Here is a 14,509-nt window from a genome sequence, read left to right on the forward strand (position 1 = left end):
AGAGGTGTCACGTCTCCCGTCGAGCCGTCCGGACCACGTCGACCCCCCGGACCTCGATGCGCGCCCCGCCGGACTCGCTCTCGGCGACCGCGACCGTCCAGTCGTGGGCGTCCGCGATGGACTCCACGATGGCGAGCCCGAACCCGGAGCCGTCGGGGGCCGTCGAGACGCCGTGGTCGAACACCTCGTCGCGACGGTCGGCCGGGATACCCTCGCCGTCGTCGGCGACGAAGAAGCCGTCCCCGTCACAGAAGCCGACGCGGATGGTGAGTGCGCCGTCGTCCGTCGACCCATGTTCGACCGAATTGCGAAAGAGGTTCTCCAGCAACTGCTGCACCCGGCTATCGTCGGCCCGGATGGCTCCCTCGCATTCGACCGAAAGCGTCGCGTTCCGCGTTTCGACCGAACTCCAGCCCCTGACCGCGAGCGTTTCGAGGTCGTGCAGGCCGAGTTGCTGGACCGCGGTCCCGTGCTGGGCGAGCGCGAGCAGGTCCTGGACGAGTTCGTCCATCCGCCCCAGGGCGTCCTGCACGTGCTCGATTCGGTCCACCTCGCCCGTCTCGGCGAGCAGGTCGGCGTGGCTCGTCGCGACCGAGAGCGGATTCCGAAGGTCGTGACTCACCACGCCCGCGAACGCCTCCAGGCGCTCGTTCTGGCGTTCGAGTTGTGCCCGGCTCGCCTCCAGCGCCTGCTCCCGTTCGCGCTGATCCGTGATGTCGGTGTAGATGGCGTAGCCGTACTGCGTCCCGTTCTCGTGTTCGTTCGGTACGTCACGCAGGAGGAACTGGCGCTCGCCGTCGGCCGTCAGCCGCGTCACCTCCGCGTCGAGCGGTTCGCCCTTGGCGACCTGTTCGTTCAGGAATGCCGCCTCCGACGTGCAGTCCTCCGGGACGACGAACTCGTCGAGGGGCTCGTCACGAATATCCTCGGTAGGATACCCGAACGCCCGCTCGAACGCCGGGTTCACGTCGGTGACGTACGGTTCGTCACCGTCGCGGAGCTCGTAGGCGACGGTCGGCTCGGGGATGTTGTCGAACAGCGCCGCGAAGCGTTCGCGCTCCTCGCGGAGTTCGCGCTCGCGCTCGGCGGTCGCGACGGCCTGCTCGATGCGGTTCGCGAGGAGTTCGAACTGGTCCGAACTGGCGTCCTTGCGGACGTAATCCGTGATACCCGTCGACAGCGCCTCGCTCGCCACGTCCTCCGACCCCTTCCCGGTGAACAGGACGAACGGGAGGTCGGGGTCGCGTTCGCGGACCGCCTCGAACAGGGCGAGGCCGTCCATCGCCGGCATACGGTAGTCGCTGACGACGCAGTCCGCACTGTCGAGTTCGCGAAGCGCGGCGTCCGGGTCGGTCGTCGACTCGACCGTCAGCTGGTCGAACTCGCGGGTGAGTGTCCGTCTTGTGAGCGACAGGAACCCCTCGTCGTCGTCGACGTGGAGAACCCTGATGGGGCTTTGCCTGCCGGTCGGCATGGCTCTGCAATTCGCGTGTACTGTGAAGAACGTGTCGGCCAGACGAAAGCAGTTGGCGAGGGGGACAGTCAGGGTGGGCTACTGGTCGGGTTGCGAGGAAGACAGGGTCAGAGGCCCACCCACGACGCCATCCTGTCGAGGCCGTGTTCTGCCCGCCAGACGAGTCGTTCGGTGGTGGCGGGGACGTGGTCGGGGGTTTCGACGGTGGCGGTGTCGACCTCGGACACGCGAAAGACACGCCGTGAAACGAACTGATTACTGGATACCTGAACCTCGACGCGTTGCAGGTGTGGTTTCTCATCTATCGCAATCGAAAGCAGGACGTACCCGCTGTCGTTCTCGCCGACTTCGAGACTGAATCCCTCAATGATGGCCGGGTCAGTGTATCGGACCGTCACCATCGAGGAGTTCTTTGCGGTCATGCTCGCGTTTGCTTCCCGGAGGACCGCCGGTCGCACGCTACCCACGTCGTCCTGGAAGATTTCGGCTACTTGAACACTGGTCGAATATTCGACCCGACGCCAGTCCCCATCGGCCCCTCGCGTCCAGTAGAACGGTACGTCGGCGTAGTACGCGTACCCGGGGTCCGCGGGGGTCGTATTTTCTCGGAGGATTCCCGGCCATAGCTCGACCCGTCCGGTCGATCCATCTGGAGTAGATTTGACGACACGATACCAGATTCCTTGTCGTTCGAACTCTTCCGATGGTTCCGACTTGTGAATCCAGACCTCGGTCGTGTGTCGACGAGTCTGGATATCGGCGATGGCATCTGCGGCTAGCTCTGCGGCCGGGTCATCGGCCGAAACCGTGTGTGTGTCCTGCGCGATGGGGGCTGGTCCAAGGAGCAATGCGACGACCACGACGAGAAGGACGGCGAGCCAGGAGAAGCCGAGGGCTGTTGCGAATGCTCGGGATGCTCGCGACAGCCAGTTTGGAATTCGTTCGGTTACTTTGGTTACATTGATCCCGGGTAGCGTGGTCAGTTGCCTTGAACCAACGACCAGGTCATAATTCGGAAGCAACACGTTTCGACGGTAGCTGACGTACCCGACCCCGAGCAGACACACCCCGAGGAAGAGGAGTGGCAGCCAACTTTTCGATGCGAGTACGTGCAACCCGATGTCGAGTCGATGGTAGAACCTGTGGTGTGGGAAAGTCGGCGGTCCGTACGAGTCAGCGACAGAGAAACCGATGAGATAGACCAGTCCGAGAAAACCCCAGAACCCGACAGCCATCACCAGGGCCAGCCGTAGTATTACTCTCCCGACACGAGCGCGCATACGACCACACTCGCGGAGGTTCGTGTAAGTGTTATGGCTCGATAAATTAACATCGGTCAACGGCCGACTGACAGCTGAATCGAGTGATACTGATAGGAATTAGGTAACCAGCCGGGGGCTACAGTCACTTCATCCGGCTACGCTACCCCCTGTGAGAACCGACCAGAACCGGTTTACATTCTGGACCGCTACCAGGGAACGAATGAATCGGTCAGAATTCTATCAGGCGCTGACGTTGTGGTTCGTGGCGGCGATATTCCTCCAGACGAGTTCGGGAAACGCTGGTGGGGGACTGGAAATCGTCGTGTTCGTTGCCCTCGCAGTCGTGCTTGGCTTGCCACTCTACTTCCTCGCCAGGGGTTTTCTGGCGCTTTTTTGAGGTGTCGGCCGCCCCTCCGGCGACGGGCGTAGAAGGAAACAGCGTTCCAGTCGGTGTTACTCGTCCAGCGCGGCCCGCAGCTTCTCGTTCACGGTACCCGGGTCAGCAGAGCCCTGCGTCTTCTGCATGACCTGGCCGACGAGGAAGTTGAGCGCGCCGCCTTCGCCGTCGTAGTAGTCAGAGACGGCCTCGGGGTTCTCGTCGATGGCCTCCTGTACCGCGGTCGCGACCTCGTCCTCGCCGGTCTTGCCGAGGCCCTCGCGGTCGACGATGTCGTCCGGTGCATCGCCGTCGTCGAGCATACTCCTGAGAACGATCTCCTCGGCGTTCTTCGTGGTGATCTCGTCCTCGGCGACGAGTTCGACCAGTCGGGTGAACTCGTCGAGTCGGTGGGCCACGTCGGTGATCTCCATGTCGCGGTAGTTGAGTTCGCCCAGCAGGTTGTCGGCGACCCACGTCGCGGCGAGGTCGGGGTCGAACTGCTCGGCGACGTCCTCGTAGAAGTCTGCGACCTGCTTCGTGCTCGTCAGTTTGGAGGCGGATTCGAGGTCGAGGTCGTACTCCTCCTGGAAGCGCTTGCGGCGGGCGTCGGGGAGTTCCGGAATCGGAATCTCCTCCTTCCAGTGTGAGACCTGCAGCGGCGGGAGGTCGGCCTCCTCGAAGTAGCGGTAGTCCTTCTCCTCCTCCTTCGAGCGCATGGAGACCGTGGTGCCGTGGGTCTCGTTGAAGTGGCGGGTCTCCTGGGCGACGGCCTTGCCGCGCTGGACCAGATTCTTCTGGCGGTTGCGCTCGTAGGCCAGTGCCTTCTCCGCGCCCTTGTGGCTGGAGATGTTCTTGACCTCGGTGCGGTTCGCGTTCTCGAGCACCTCTTCGCTGATGGTACCGTCCTCGGCGATCTCCTCGGCCGGGACGATGGAGAGGTTCGCGTCGACGCGCAGGCTGCCGTCACGCTGGCTGTCGAACACGCCGAGGTACTCGAGGACCTCCGTGAGTTTCGCGAGGAAGGTTCGGGCCTCGGCGGGGCTGCGGAAGTCCGGCTTCGTGACGATCTCCATCAGGGGCGTGCCGGCGCGGTTGTAGTTCACCTTGGTGTACTCCGCGCTGTCGATGTCGCCGCCGACGTGCTGGAGGCTGCCGGGGTCCTCCTCGAGGTGGGCGCGGCGGATGCGGATGGACTTGCGCTCGCCCTCCACGGAGATCTCCAGCGTGCCGTCCTTACAGATAGGCTCGTCGTACTGGGTGATCTGGAAGTTCTTCGGCAGGTCGGGGTAGTAGTAGTTCTTCCGGTGGAACCGGGTCTCCTCGGGGATGTCCGCGTCGATGGCCTTGCCGACCTTCACGGCGGCCTCGACCGCGCCCTCGTTGAGGACGGGCAGGGACCCGGGCAGACCGAGGCAGACGGGACAGACGTTCGTGTTCGGTTCTTCCGTCGGTTCCGTCGGACAGCCACAGAAGATCTTCGTCGCCGTTTCGAGCTGGACGTGGACCTCGAGCCCAATGACGGCCGCGAGTTCGTCCGGCTGCACAGCCTGCGCAGTCATTGGCCGTGGATTCGGTGTGGGGTGGTTAAAGCGTGACGGGTTCCGTCGTCGCGGGTTGTGGGGTGTTCGGGCGTCGTCGCGGGTTGTGTGGTGTTCGGGCGTCGTTGCTGGCTGTGTGGTGGGTGGTCGTTTCGAGGGTGGCAGTGACGACGAGCAGGTCACTCGCGCTGATTACGATGGAACCGCACCCGCACCCGCCACCGCACAGCACCGCGACCGCACCACGCCCTCCCCAGCCGACTTCCTCCGTCTCACTCCGCGTTGCTCCGTTCTACTCCGGTCGTCCCTCGCACAATGCTGGCTCGCGGCTTCACTTCGTTCAGCACGCTTGCCAGCGCGCGCCGGCCGGCTGGGTGGGTTCTTCGTCTCCATCATCGACCACTCGCGATTCGACTCGAATCTCGAACCGAGCCGCGGGTTTTTCACCCGTCTCATCGAACTGTCAGTACCTAATGAACCGTCGTCGATTCCTCCGTCGGGCGTCGGGCCTCGGAACGTGCGCGGCGCTCTCCGGGTGTCTGGAGTTCGGCGACGACCAGCCGTCGACCCAGGGGCCCGAGGACCTGCTGGTGACGAGCATCGGGGCCCAGCCCGACGGCGGGAACGTGAATCTCGCGGTGGAGGTGTACGTCGACCGGACGGAACCGACCGAGTTGACGGTCGAGGGCGAGGTTTCTGTCGACGAGACGGCGGCGCGCGAATCGCGGACGGTGCGGCTCTCCGGCGAGCGGAAGCGGCTGACACTCCAGCTGTTGTTCACCGGCGTGGCGTCGTACCCGAGCGTCCCAGAGGACATCCGGGCGCGGGCACGAGTCGGGTACGGCGACGAGATGTCGGCGTGGTACGAGACGGCACTCTGAGCGGCAGGTCACGTTGGCGCAATGTCAGGAAGCGTGCAGGTGTCTGACGCAGGTTTATGGTTCCGGCCGCACGCGATGTAGGTATGCCGAAGAACCGGGTGGAAGACCTCGAGGCCACCGTCAACGAACTCGAATCGACCGTTCGCGGTCTCACGGAGGAGCTCGTCGAGACCAAAGAACGCGTCCGTATTCTCGAAGCCGAACTGGAAGCAGACCCCCGCGGCGTCGCTACCGACGTCTCCGAGGACGAGGAATCGACCGAGATGCTGACCCCCGAACCGGGGACCAGCCAGGCGGCCCAGTCAGAGGTGGACGCGGCCGCTGCGCGGGCCAATAACGAAGGCGAAGGCGCTAAGGGTGCCGAGGAAGAAACCGACGACGAAAGCGACGAGTCCGGACTCGGCGACGACATCATCGTCGCATAGCGCGGTTTCCGGCCAGTCCGGGCCACACCCCCCTACCATGCACATAAAAGAGCTCGTTCTCGACAACTTCAAGAGCTTCGGCCGGAAGACACGGATTCCCTTCTACGAGGATTTCACCGTCGTCACCGGCCCCAACGGCTCCGGGAAGTCGAACATCATCGACGCCGTTCTCTTCGCGCTCGGCCTGGCCCGCACCCGCGGTATCCGTGCCGAGAAGCTGACCGACCTCATCTACAACCCCGGCCACGACGATGGCGGCGACTCGGCGGGACCACGCGAGGCCAGCGTCGAGGTCATCCTCGACAATTCGGACGGGAAGCTCGACCGGGCACAGGTCGTCAACGCCGCCGGCTCCGACGACGTCGGGGACGTCGACGAGATACGAATCAAGCGACGCGTCAAGCAGACCGAGGACAACTACTACTCCTACTACTATCTCAACGGGCGCTCGGTCAACCTCTCGGACATCCAGGACCTGCTCGCGCAGGCCGGGGTGACCCCGGAAGGGTACAACGTCGTCATGCAGGGCGACGTGACCGAGATAATCAACATGACGCCGTACGCTCGTCGACAGATAATCGACGAGATCGCGGGCGTCGCGGAGTTCGACGCGAAGAAGGCCGACGCGATGGAGGAGCTGGAGACCGTCGAAGAGCGCATCAACGAGGCGGAACTGCGCATCTCCGAGAAGCGCCAGCGACTCACCCAGCTCGAGGACGAACGCCAGCAGGCCCTGCGCTACCGCCGGCTCAGACGCGAGCGCGAGCGCTACGAGGGCTACCTGAAGGCGGCCGAACTGGAGGACAAGCGCGAGGACCTCGCGAGCACGGAGGACAGACTCGAGGCCAAACAGGCCGAGGTCGACGAGCTCCAGCGAGACCTCGACGAGAAACAGGGCAAGGTCGTCCGCCTGCAGGAGGACCTGGAGGACCTCAACGCAGAGATCGAGCGAAAGGGCGAGGACGAACAGCTCGCCATCAAGCGCGACATCGAGAGCCTCAAGGGCGACATCTCCCGGCTCGAGGACAAGATATCGGCGAGCGAGGAGGCCATCGCGGAGGCCGAGAACAAGCGCCGGGACGCCTTCGTCCAGATAGATCGCAAGCAGGAGGAGGTCGACGACGTCGAATCCGAGATTCGCGACACGAAGGTCCAGAAGTCCTCGCTGAAGGCCGACGTACAGACGAAGCAGGCCGAACTCGCGGACCTGCAGGCCGAGATAGACGAGATAGACACCGAGTACGACGAACTCAAGGCGGACCTGCAAGAGCGCAAGGAGGCGCTGGACGAGGAGAAGGACGCCAAGAACGAACTCCAGCGCGAGAAGGACCGCCTGCTCGACGAGGCCCGCCGCCGGTCGAACGAGGCGAGCGAGATAGAGACGGAGATCGAGGAGACTGAAGCTAAGATTCCGGAGATCGAGGCCGACATCACCGACCTCGAGGACGAACTGGAGAAGGCGCGACGGAACGTGCTCAACATCGAGGGCGTCGTCGACGACCTCAAGGCCGAGAAACAGGAGCGCCAGCAGGACCTCGACGAGGTCGAGGACGAACTCCAGGCCAAACAGCAGGAGTACGCTGAGCTGGAGGCCAACGCTGGCCAGTCCGGCGACTCCTCGTTCGGCCGCTCGGTCACCACGGTGTTGAACTCCGGCATCGACGGGGTCCACGGCGCGGTCGCCCAGCTGGGCAGCGTCGACCCGCAGTACGCCACTGCCTGTGAGACCGCGGCCGGCGGCCGGATGGCCAACGTGGTCGTCAGCGACGACGTCATCGGCCAGCGCTGTATCGAGCACCTCAAGTCCCGGAACGCGGGTCGGGCGACGATGCTGCCGATGAACAAGATGCGGAACCGGTCGCTCCCGAGTGCGCCGAACGCGCCGGGCGTGGTCGACTTCGCGTACAACCTCATCGACTTCGACTCGCAGTACGCGGGCATCTTCAGTCACGTCGTCGGCGACACGCTGGTCGTCGAGGACCTCGACACAGCCCGTGACATGCAGGGCGACTATCGGCTGGTCACGCTCGACGGCGACCTCGTCGAGAAGTCCGGCGCGATGACCGGTGGCTCCTCGAAAGGCTCCCGGTATTCCTTCGACGCTTCCGGCGAGGGCCAGCTCAAGCGCGTCGCCGAGCGTATCTCCCAGCTCGAAGACGAGCGCCAGTCCATCCGCGAGGACGTCAGAAGTATCGAGTCGCGGCTGGACGACGCTCGCGACAGAAAGAGCAACGCGGCCGACGAGGTGCGCTCCATCGAGAGCGACATCGAGTCCAGGGAGACCGAGAAGGAGCGCCTCGAAACTCGTATCGCGGACCTCGAAGACCGAAAGCAGGAGCTCGCCGCGGAGCGCGAGTCGGTCGACGAGGAGATGCAGGAGATCGAGTCGGGTATCGCCGAGCGCAAGGAGGCCATCGCGGAGATAGCGGCCGACATCGAGGAGCTCGAATCCGAACTCGCGGACTCGCGCATCCCCGAGCTCACCGCCGAGATGGAAGCGGTCGAAGAGGATATCGAGGACCTCGAAGACCGGATGGACGACCTCGACGGCCGACTGAACGAACTCCAGCTCGAGAAGCAGTACGCCGAGGAGGCCATCGAGGGCCTGCACGACGACATCGAGGCGGCCCAGAACAAGAAGGCCGAACACGAAGAGCGCATCGCGGACCTCGAGGAGACCATCGAGGAGAAGGAGGAAGAACTCGAGGGCAAGCGCCGGAAGGTGCTCGAACTCGAGAACGAGCTCTCCGAACTCAAGGAGGAACGCGAGGGGCTCCGCGAGGACCTGAAGGAAGCCGAGAAGGCCCGGGACTCGGTCAAGTCACAGGTCGACGCGGTGAAGAGCAAGCTGGAGTCGCTCTCTGACACGCGCGAGCAGCTCGAGTGGGAGATCGAGAACCTCGAGGAGGAGGTCGGCGACTACGACCCCGAGGAGGTGCCGGACCACGACGAGGTCGTCCGGATGGTCGAGTGCTTCGACGGCGACATGAACGCGATGGAGCCGGTGAACATGAAGGCCATCGACGATTACGACGAGGTCAAGTCCGCGCTCGACACGCTGGTCGAGGGGCGGGACACCCTCGCCGAGGAGCGTGACGGCATCACAGAGCGTATCGAGTCATACGAGGCCCAGAAGAAGGAGACGTTCATGGCGTCGTTCGAAGCCATCGACGAGAACTTCCAGGAGATATTCTCCCAGCTCTCGGCCGGCTCGGGCCACCTCCACCTCGAAGACGAGGACGACCCGTTCGAGGGTGGGCTGACGATGAAGGCACAGCCGGGCGACAAGCCCATACAGCGCCTCGACGCGATGTCCGGCGGCGAGAAGTCCCTGACCGCGCTCGCGTTCATCTTCGCCATCCAGCGTCACAACCCGGCACCGTTCTACGCGCTGGACGAGGTGGACGCGTTCCTCGACGCGGTCAACGCCGAGCGCGTCGGCCAGATGGTCGACGAGTTAGCAGGACGGGCACAGTTCGTCGTGGTCTCGCACCGCACCGCGATGCTCGACCGGTCCGAGCGCGCCATCGGCGTGACGATGCAGCAGAACAACGTCTCGGCGGTGACGGGCATCGACCTGTCCGAGGGCGGTGACGTGGAGGAGGAGGTGCCTGCGGATGACTAGCGAGGAACCGGAGCGTAGCGGAGGTTCCTCGGAAAAGTCGAGCGGGGAGCAAAGCGACCCGCGAGATCGCGGGAGGTCGGAACGAAGTGACGACGACCCCGAGAACCTCCTGAACATCGCCGGGCACGAGGACCGGACGCCGCCCGGCGAGGACGCCGACGACCTGTTCGGCGGCGATGGTGCAGACGACACCGACGACTCGGCCGACCCGGACGAGTTTTACGCCGGCGACGAGGACGACCTCGACGAGGTACTGGCGGAGGACGACTCGGACGAGTCCGACGAGGACGAGACCGCCATGGAGGAGGTCCTCCCGGACGACGACGTGATGGAGGACTCCGAGGACGACGCGGTCGAACCCGTCGAACTGTTGGTCCAGTTAGCGAAACGGGGCGACATCGACCCGTGGGACATCGACATCGTGCGCGTCACCGACGAGTTCCTCGACGCGCTCGAGGACGCAGACCTCCGGACCTCGGGGCGCGCGCTGTTCTACGCGAGCGTCCTGCTCCGGATGAAGGGCGACGAGCTCATCCACGGGAGCGACGACGAGGAGGAAGAGGAACTCGCGCCGTGGGAGCAGCCGTTCGCGGACGAGGCACCCGAGGAGCCGCCGGACCCGGACTTCGACCCGGTCGCGGGGCTCGAGGCCGAGATGGAGCGTCGGCTCGACCGCAAGCAGGTCCGCGGGACGCCGGAGACGCTGGACGAACTGGTCCACGACCTGCGCGAGGCCGAGCGGGGCTCGTGGTGGAAGCGCCAGCGCGAGTACGACACCAGTGACTCGCCACGGGGCTTCCAGCGCGGCACGCAGACGCTCGACTACCACTCGGGTGACGACTTCCGCGTGGACGACGAACCGACCGAGGACGAGGTGACGGGGACGACCCACTCGGAGGACATCGAGGAGATAATCGACGACGTGCGCACTGCCCTGCACGAACACTACGACGCTGGCCGGGCCGAGGTGCTCTATGCGGAGATCGACATGGTCGGTGGCTCGCGGGTGCAGACGTTCCTTGCGCTGTTGTTCCTCGCCCACCGTGGGCAGGTCCGCCTCCAGCAGGACGACCTGTTCGGCGACCTCTGGGTCCAGGACCCGACCGCGGCCAGGGGCTCCGAGGAAGCCGTCGCGGACTGACCCGGGGCGGCCGGAATCCGCCACCGGATGGGGATACCTTCACTCTCTCACGAGTAGCACCGTCCCCAACCCGAACTGGTAAGGCAGTACTGGTAGGCTGACGGCGCTCGTACGTCGATTCGTCCCACACCGATCTCTCACCCGGTCTCGGGACGACTACCGTCCGTTTTTCGTGACACCGGCGCGCTATCTGGTGGTTCGCAACCCATGAATAACTCGATATTGTGAAAATAGTGATAATTGTCTTCTGGCATACGTAGTCGTCATGACCGCCGCTTAAAACATGTTCATATACATATCAGATGGATGTACGGAACGGTCATATCCTTCACGAACGTATTCGTGACCCATGGGGGTCATAGCCGATTTCACGGTGGGCACCGAGGACTTCGCACTCGGAGCAACCGCCGAAGGGGGAACAGAGCTGACCATCGAGGTCGAACCGATCGTGCCAGCGTCCGACGACGTGTTCCCGTACGTCTGGGTCACGGGAAATCCCGACGAGTTCGAGCAGGGACTGGAGGCGTGTGAGTACGCCAAGACGTACGACTTCGTCGAGCGAATCGGCGAGCGACGGTTGTACCGAATCACGTGGCACGAAGGTATCCACGACCTGCTCGCGTGTTTCGTCGAGACGAACGGGACGATACTCCGCGCGCGCGGCGGCAACGGCTGGCGGTTCACCGTCCGGTTCCCGGACGACGCGAGCGTGAGCAAGTTCCACTCGATGTGCCAGGAGCGAGACGTCCACCTCGACCTGCACCGACTGACTCACGTCGAGGAGGGGACCGACAGTGCAGCAGACGAGTACGGGCTGACCCCGGAGCAACGGGAGGCGCTGATGCACGCCGTCAAGACGGGGTACTTCTCCATCCCACGGCAGTCGACGCTCGACGACATCGCCGAGCAGTTCGACATCTCGAACCAGGCGGCGTCCGAGCGGATCCGCCGTGCGACGGAGAAGGTCCTGCGGCAGGCGCTGGTCGACCAGGTCGATGCCATCGCGGAACATCCCTGAGAAACCGGCGCTGTCTGGCACTTTTCAAGGCACAGTACCGGCGAGCCGACGCTGGAATACGTGGTGTGGTACCATATACCGGTTTAGATAGCAAGCACCACGGCCAAGACGTCTTACGGACAATGTAGAGTTGACTGTCGTCCCGGAATTCGGAGGGGGAAGGGGGCGGCAGTCTGGGGGTGCGGGACCGACCATTCGCAGGCTGGTCCCGCATCACTCGAACGCCAGCCGGGCTGACTGGCCCCACACCGCATCCACCGTCAGTCGAAGCCCATCATCACATCCGTCAGGCGTCACCGCAAATCGCTTGCACGTCGGCCCGGCTGGGCGTTCACCGTTCTACAGACACTCCATCCGATAGCCGCAGGGATTCTTGTACCCGCACGACCACAGAGGTTCCAATGGGATTGCTGAGTGGGTCGGGTGACGCGGACCGCGCAGAGGAACTTTGCGAGCTGGCGCGGTCCGACCCCGACGCTGCCGCGGATGCTGCGGACGAACTCAGGGAGTTGCTGGCGAGCGACGAGGCCGACAGCCGGACGGCGGCAGCGGACGCCCTGTTCCACCTCGCGCCGTCACATCCGGACGCGGTCGAACCCGCGGTCGACCGGTTGCTCTCTCGGCTCGACGACGGTGACGCGAGTTCACGTCGTCGTGCTGCCGACGCGCTGGTCGCACTCGTCGATGCCGACCCGGCAACGTTCAGCGCCTGGGTCGAGACCACGGCCCCGCGTCTGGAGGACGACGACCCGTACGTCAGGGCAACCATCGCGAACGTGTTCGCGCTCCTCGCGGCCGAGCGCCCGAGTAACGTCCTCACAGTCGTCGAAGACCTCTGGGCGGCACTGGTCGACTCGGGCGACTGGGACGTCCGCGTCTTCGCGACCGGTGCGCTCGCCGATATCGCGGTCCGGCATCCGGAGGAGGTCGTCCCGGCGGTCGAGCAGACGATCGCCAACGCTGGCAAGCCCGTGCCAGCATTACAGGTCGCCGCAGTCGACCTGCTCGCGACGGTCGGCGTCGACCAGCCGGGCGTCGTCGACGACGAAGTTGACGAGGTGCTCGCGGACGTCGCCCAGAACGCACCGCCGGGCCAGCGCGAGGCCGCGTTGCTCGCCATCGGTCGACTCGGGAGCGCCTGTCCGGGCTGCATCCCGACCGCACTCGAGACGGTTGCGCCCGCGCTCGCGGCGGATGACCGGGCGGTTCGCCGGGGAGCGGCGGCGGCCTACGTCGCCATCGCCAGTTCCCGGCCCGACGCGGTACCGACCGACGAGGCGACGCGCCAGCGGCTGTGGTGGCTCGCCGACGAGGTCGACCAGCCGATAGCGGCGCTGCTCGACCGGCTCTCGTAGTGTCCCGGGTCGTGCTCGTCGTTACCGGAGCCGCGCACGAAGCCTCGCCAGCCTGTCCTCGACGTACTCCCGGCGTCGCTCGTGCCGACGCTCGGTCTCCTCGACGCCGCGAAGCGTCCGCACGCCGACCACCTCCTCGAACTGGCCCGCGAGGACGCACGTCTCACTGGTGTTTCCGGAGGTGCAGAAGTAGGGGTTGTCGAGCCCGGCCACGTCGTCCTCGTCGAGTTCTCTCGCCTTCGAGAGCGAGAGGCGCATCACGCCGAGGTTGAGTTCCCGGGACTGTCGGCCTCGCGAGGGGAACCAGCGGTCGTCGTCGGCCTCGACGATGTAGCCCTCGCCACAGAGCGGGCAGACCGAGCCGACCGCGTGGTCGAGCGTGTCGAGGAACTCGCGGGCCGCGTCCTCGTCGCAGTCGAGTTGGTCGGCCGTCTGCGCGACGAGGGTCTCGTCGTCCATCACGCAGACGAGGGGGGCCGACCAGCAAAAAACGTCCGGTGGTCGGGGTCGTGTCGGGGAGGAGTCGCCGGAGTCAGTCGTCCAGGTACTGGCCGGCGAGCAGGTCGACGCGCTCGCGGGTGTCGGCCGGGATGGCCTCGCTGGGCGTGTTGATGGTGCCCTCGAGGGCGGACCAGGCGTCGGACTCGAAGTCCTCGGGCATCGAGCGAACGGCCTCCTCGACGACCGCGTTGATGGACTCCTGGTTCGCGGCGGCGTTCTCCAGCACCTCGTCGAGGGTGACCTCGTTGTCCGCCTTCCAGACGTCGTAGTCGGTGACGCCGGCGACGGTCGCGTAGCTCATCTCGGCCTCGCGAGCGAGCTTGGCCTCCGGGATGGCCGTCATGCCGACGATCTCCCAGCCCTGCTCGCGGTAGAACTCGGACTCGGACCGGGTGGAGTACTGCGGGCCCTCGATGCAGACGTAGGTGCCGCCCTCGTGGGTGTCTGCATCCGTCTCGGCGCGCTCGGCCGCGCCGGCGAGGTGCTCGACCATCTCGGGGTCGTACGGGTCGGCGAAGCCCATGTGGACGACCATGCCGTCGCCGAAGAAGGTGTGCTCGCGGTGGCTGGTGCGGTCGAAGATCTGGGTGGGGACGACCAGCGTGCGCGGCGGGAGGTCCTCGCGCAGGCTGCCGACCGCGTTGGTCGCGATGATGCGGTCGACGCCGACGGACTTCAGCGCGTAGATGTTCGCCTTGTACGGCGCGTTGGTCGGGGTGTGCTGATGGTCGGGGCCGTGCCGCGGGAGGAAGGCGACCTCCTTGCCGGCGAGTTCGCCGAGCGTGATGTCGTCGGACGGCTCACCGAAGGGTGTCTCCACGCTTCGCTTCTCTACGTTCTCGAGGGGCAGGGCCTCGTAGATGCCACTGCCACCGATGACGCCGATGGTCATGCGTTCACGAACTCGTGG

Annotated in this window: 12 protein-coding genes; 7 read left to right on the forward strand and 5 right to left on the reverse strand. The window is 65.2% G+C overall.

Annotation, left to right across the window (positions count from 1 at the left end; genetic code table 11):
- Window positions 1-7: 7 nt before the first annotated feature.
- Complete coding sequence (locus N6C22_RS06815; protein WP_261650344.1) at window positions 8-1,474, reverse strand: response regulator; 1,467 nt, start codon at window positions 1,472-1,474, stop codon at window positions 8-10.
- A gap of 107 nt (window positions 1,475-1,581) precedes the next feature.
- A complete protein-coding gene (locus tag N6C22_RS06820; protein WP_261650345.1) occupies window positions 1,582-2,754 on the reverse strand; it encodes a hypothetical protein in 1,173 nt (390 codons plus the stop codon).
- Window positions 2,755-2,956: 202 nt separating this feature from the next.
- Between N6C22_RS06820 and N6C22_RS06825 the strand changes: the two genes are divergently transcribed.
- On the forward strand, window positions 2,957-3,133 hold the full coding sequence (locus N6C22_RS06825; protein WP_261650346.1) for a hypothetical protein: 177 nt from the start codon (window positions 2,957-2,959) through the stop codon (window positions 3,131-3,133).
- Between the two features lie 56 nt (window positions 3,134-3,189).
- Here N6C22_RS06825 and gatB read toward each other — a convergent pair whose 3' ends face one another.
- Window positions 3,190-4,674, reverse strand: coding sequence for an Asp-tRNA(Asn)/Glu-tRNA(Gln) amidotransferase subunit GatB (gene gatB, locus N6C22_RS06830; RefSeq protein WP_261650348.1), 1,485 nt, complete (start codon window positions 4,672-4,674; stop codon window positions 3,190-3,192).
- Between the two features lie 452 nt (window positions 4,675-5,126).
- Between gatB and N6C22_RS06835 the strand changes: the two genes are divergently transcribed.
- The 6 genes from N6C22_RS06835 (at window position 5,127) to N6C22_RS06860 (ending at window position 13,098) form a co-directional block, all read left to right on the forward strand.
- The gene (locus tag N6C22_RS06835; protein WP_261650349.1) at window positions 5,127-5,534 is read left to right on the forward strand and encodes a hypothetical protein; all 408 of its coding nucleotides are present in this window, start codon (window positions 5,127-5,129) and stop codon (window positions 5,532-5,534) included.
- A gap of 83 nt (window positions 5,535-5,617) precedes the next feature.
- Window positions 5,618-5,959 (forward strand): bZIP transcription factor, encoded by a 342-nt coding sequence (locus tag N6C22_RS06840; RefSeq protein ID WP_261650350.1) that lies wholly within the window; start codon window positions 5,618-5,620, stop codon window positions 5,957-5,959.
- A gap of 37 nt (window positions 5,960-5,996) precedes the next feature.
- Window positions 5,997-9,584: a chromosome segregation protein SMC gene (gene smc, locus N6C22_RS06845; RefSeq protein WP_261650351.1), complete on the forward strand. Its 3,588-nt coding sequence runs from the start codon at window positions 5,997-5,999 to the stop codon at window positions 9,582-9,584.
- Window positions 9,577-10,725, forward strand: a complete 1,149-nt coding sequence (locus tag N6C22_RS06850; RefSeq protein ID WP_261650352.1) for a ScpA family protein — start codon at window positions 9,577-9,579, stop codon at window positions 10,723-10,725. Before smc ends, N6C22_RS06850 begins: the two co-directional genes overlap by 8 nt.
- A gap of 349 nt (window positions 10,726-11,074) precedes the next feature.
- Window positions 11,075-11,743 carry a helix-turn-helix domain-containing protein gene (locus tag N6C22_RS06855; protein WP_261650353.1) on the forward strand — a complete coding sequence of 223 codons (669 nt, stop codon included), beginning with the start codon at window positions 11,075-11,077 and terminating at the stop codon, window positions 11,741-11,743.
- 401 nt (window positions 11,744-12,144) lie between these two features.
- A complete protein-coding gene (locus N6C22_RS06860; protein ID WP_261650354.1) occupies window positions 12,145-13,098 on the forward strand; it encodes a hypothetical protein in 954 nt (317 codons plus the stop codon).
- Between the two features lie 21 nt (window positions 13,099-13,119).
- Here the strand turns inward: N6C22_RS06860 and N6C22_RS06865 are convergent, their stop codons facing one another.
- Both N6C22_RS06865 and mtnP read right to left on the reverse strand, forming a co-directional pair.
- Complete coding sequence (locus tag N6C22_RS06865; RefSeq protein ID WP_261650355.1) at window positions 13,120-13,557, reverse strand: hypothetical protein; 438 nt, start codon at window positions 13,555-13,557, stop codon at window positions 13,120-13,122.
- Between the two features lie 73 nt (window positions 13,558-13,630).
- A complete protein-coding gene (gene mtnP, locus N6C22_RS06870) occupies window positions 13,631-14,491 on the reverse strand; it encodes an S-methyl-5'-thioadenosine phosphorylase (protein WP_261650356.1) in 861 nt (286 codons plus the stop codon).
- Window positions 14,492-14,509: the final 18 nt, after the last annotated feature.

This window comes from Haloarchaeobius sp. HME9146 (assembly GCF_025399835.1).
In the GTDB taxonomy this organism is placed as follows: Archaea; Halobacteriota; Halobacteria; order Halobacteriales; family Natrialbaceae; genus Haloarchaeobius.

Excerpts from the sequence above, each read along its gene's own strand:
- N6C22_RS06825 (WP_261650346.1), top strand. The coding sequence starts at position 2,957 with ATGAATCGGTCAGAATTCTATCAGGCGCTGACGTTGTGGTTCGTGGCG.
- mtnP (WP_261650356.1), bottom strand. The coding sequence starts at position 14,491 with ATGACCATCGGCGTCATCGGTGGCAGTGGCATCTACGAGGCCCTGCCC.
- N6C22_RS06820 (WP_261650345.1), bottom strand. The coding sequence starts at position 2,754 with ATGCGCGCTCGTGTCGGGAGAGTAATACTACGGCTGGCCCTGGTGATG.
- N6C22_RS06835 (WP_261650349.1), top strand. The coding sequence starts at position 5,127 with ATGAACCGTCGTCGATTCCTCCGTCGGGCGTCGGGCCTCGGAACGTGC.
- N6C22_RS06840 (WP_261650350.1), top strand. The coding sequence starts at position 5,618 with ATGCCGAAGAACCGGGTGGAAGACCTCGAGGCCACCGTCAACGAACTC.
- N6C22_RS06815 (WP_261650344.1), bottom strand. The coding sequence starts at position 1,474 with ATGCCGACCGGCAGGCAAAGCCCCATCAGGGTTCTCCACGTCGACGAC.
- N6C22_RS06860 (WP_261650354.1), top strand. The coding sequence starts at position 12,145 with ATGGGATTGCTGAGTGGGTCGGGTGACGCGGACCGCGCAGAGGAACTT.
- N6C22_RS06855 (WP_261650353.1), top strand. The coding sequence starts at position 11,075 with ATGGGGGTCATAGCCGATTTCACGGTGGGCACCGAGGACTTCGCACTC.
- N6C22_RS06850 (WP_261650352.1), top strand. The coding sequence starts at position 9,577 with ATGACTAGCGAGGAACCGGAGCGTAGCGGAGGTTCCTCGGAAAAGTCG.
- smc (WP_261650351.1), top strand. The coding sequence starts at position 5,997 with ATGCACATAAAAGAGCTCGTTCTCGACAACTTCAAGAGCTTCGGCCGG.
- N6C22_RS06865 (WP_261650355.1), bottom strand. The coding sequence starts at position 13,557 with ATGGACGACGAGACCCTCGTCGCGCAGACGGCCGACCAACTCGACTGC.
- gatB (WP_261650348.1), bottom strand. The coding sequence starts at position 4,674 with ATGACTGCGCAGGCTGTGCAGCCGGACGAACTCGCGGCCGTCATTGGG.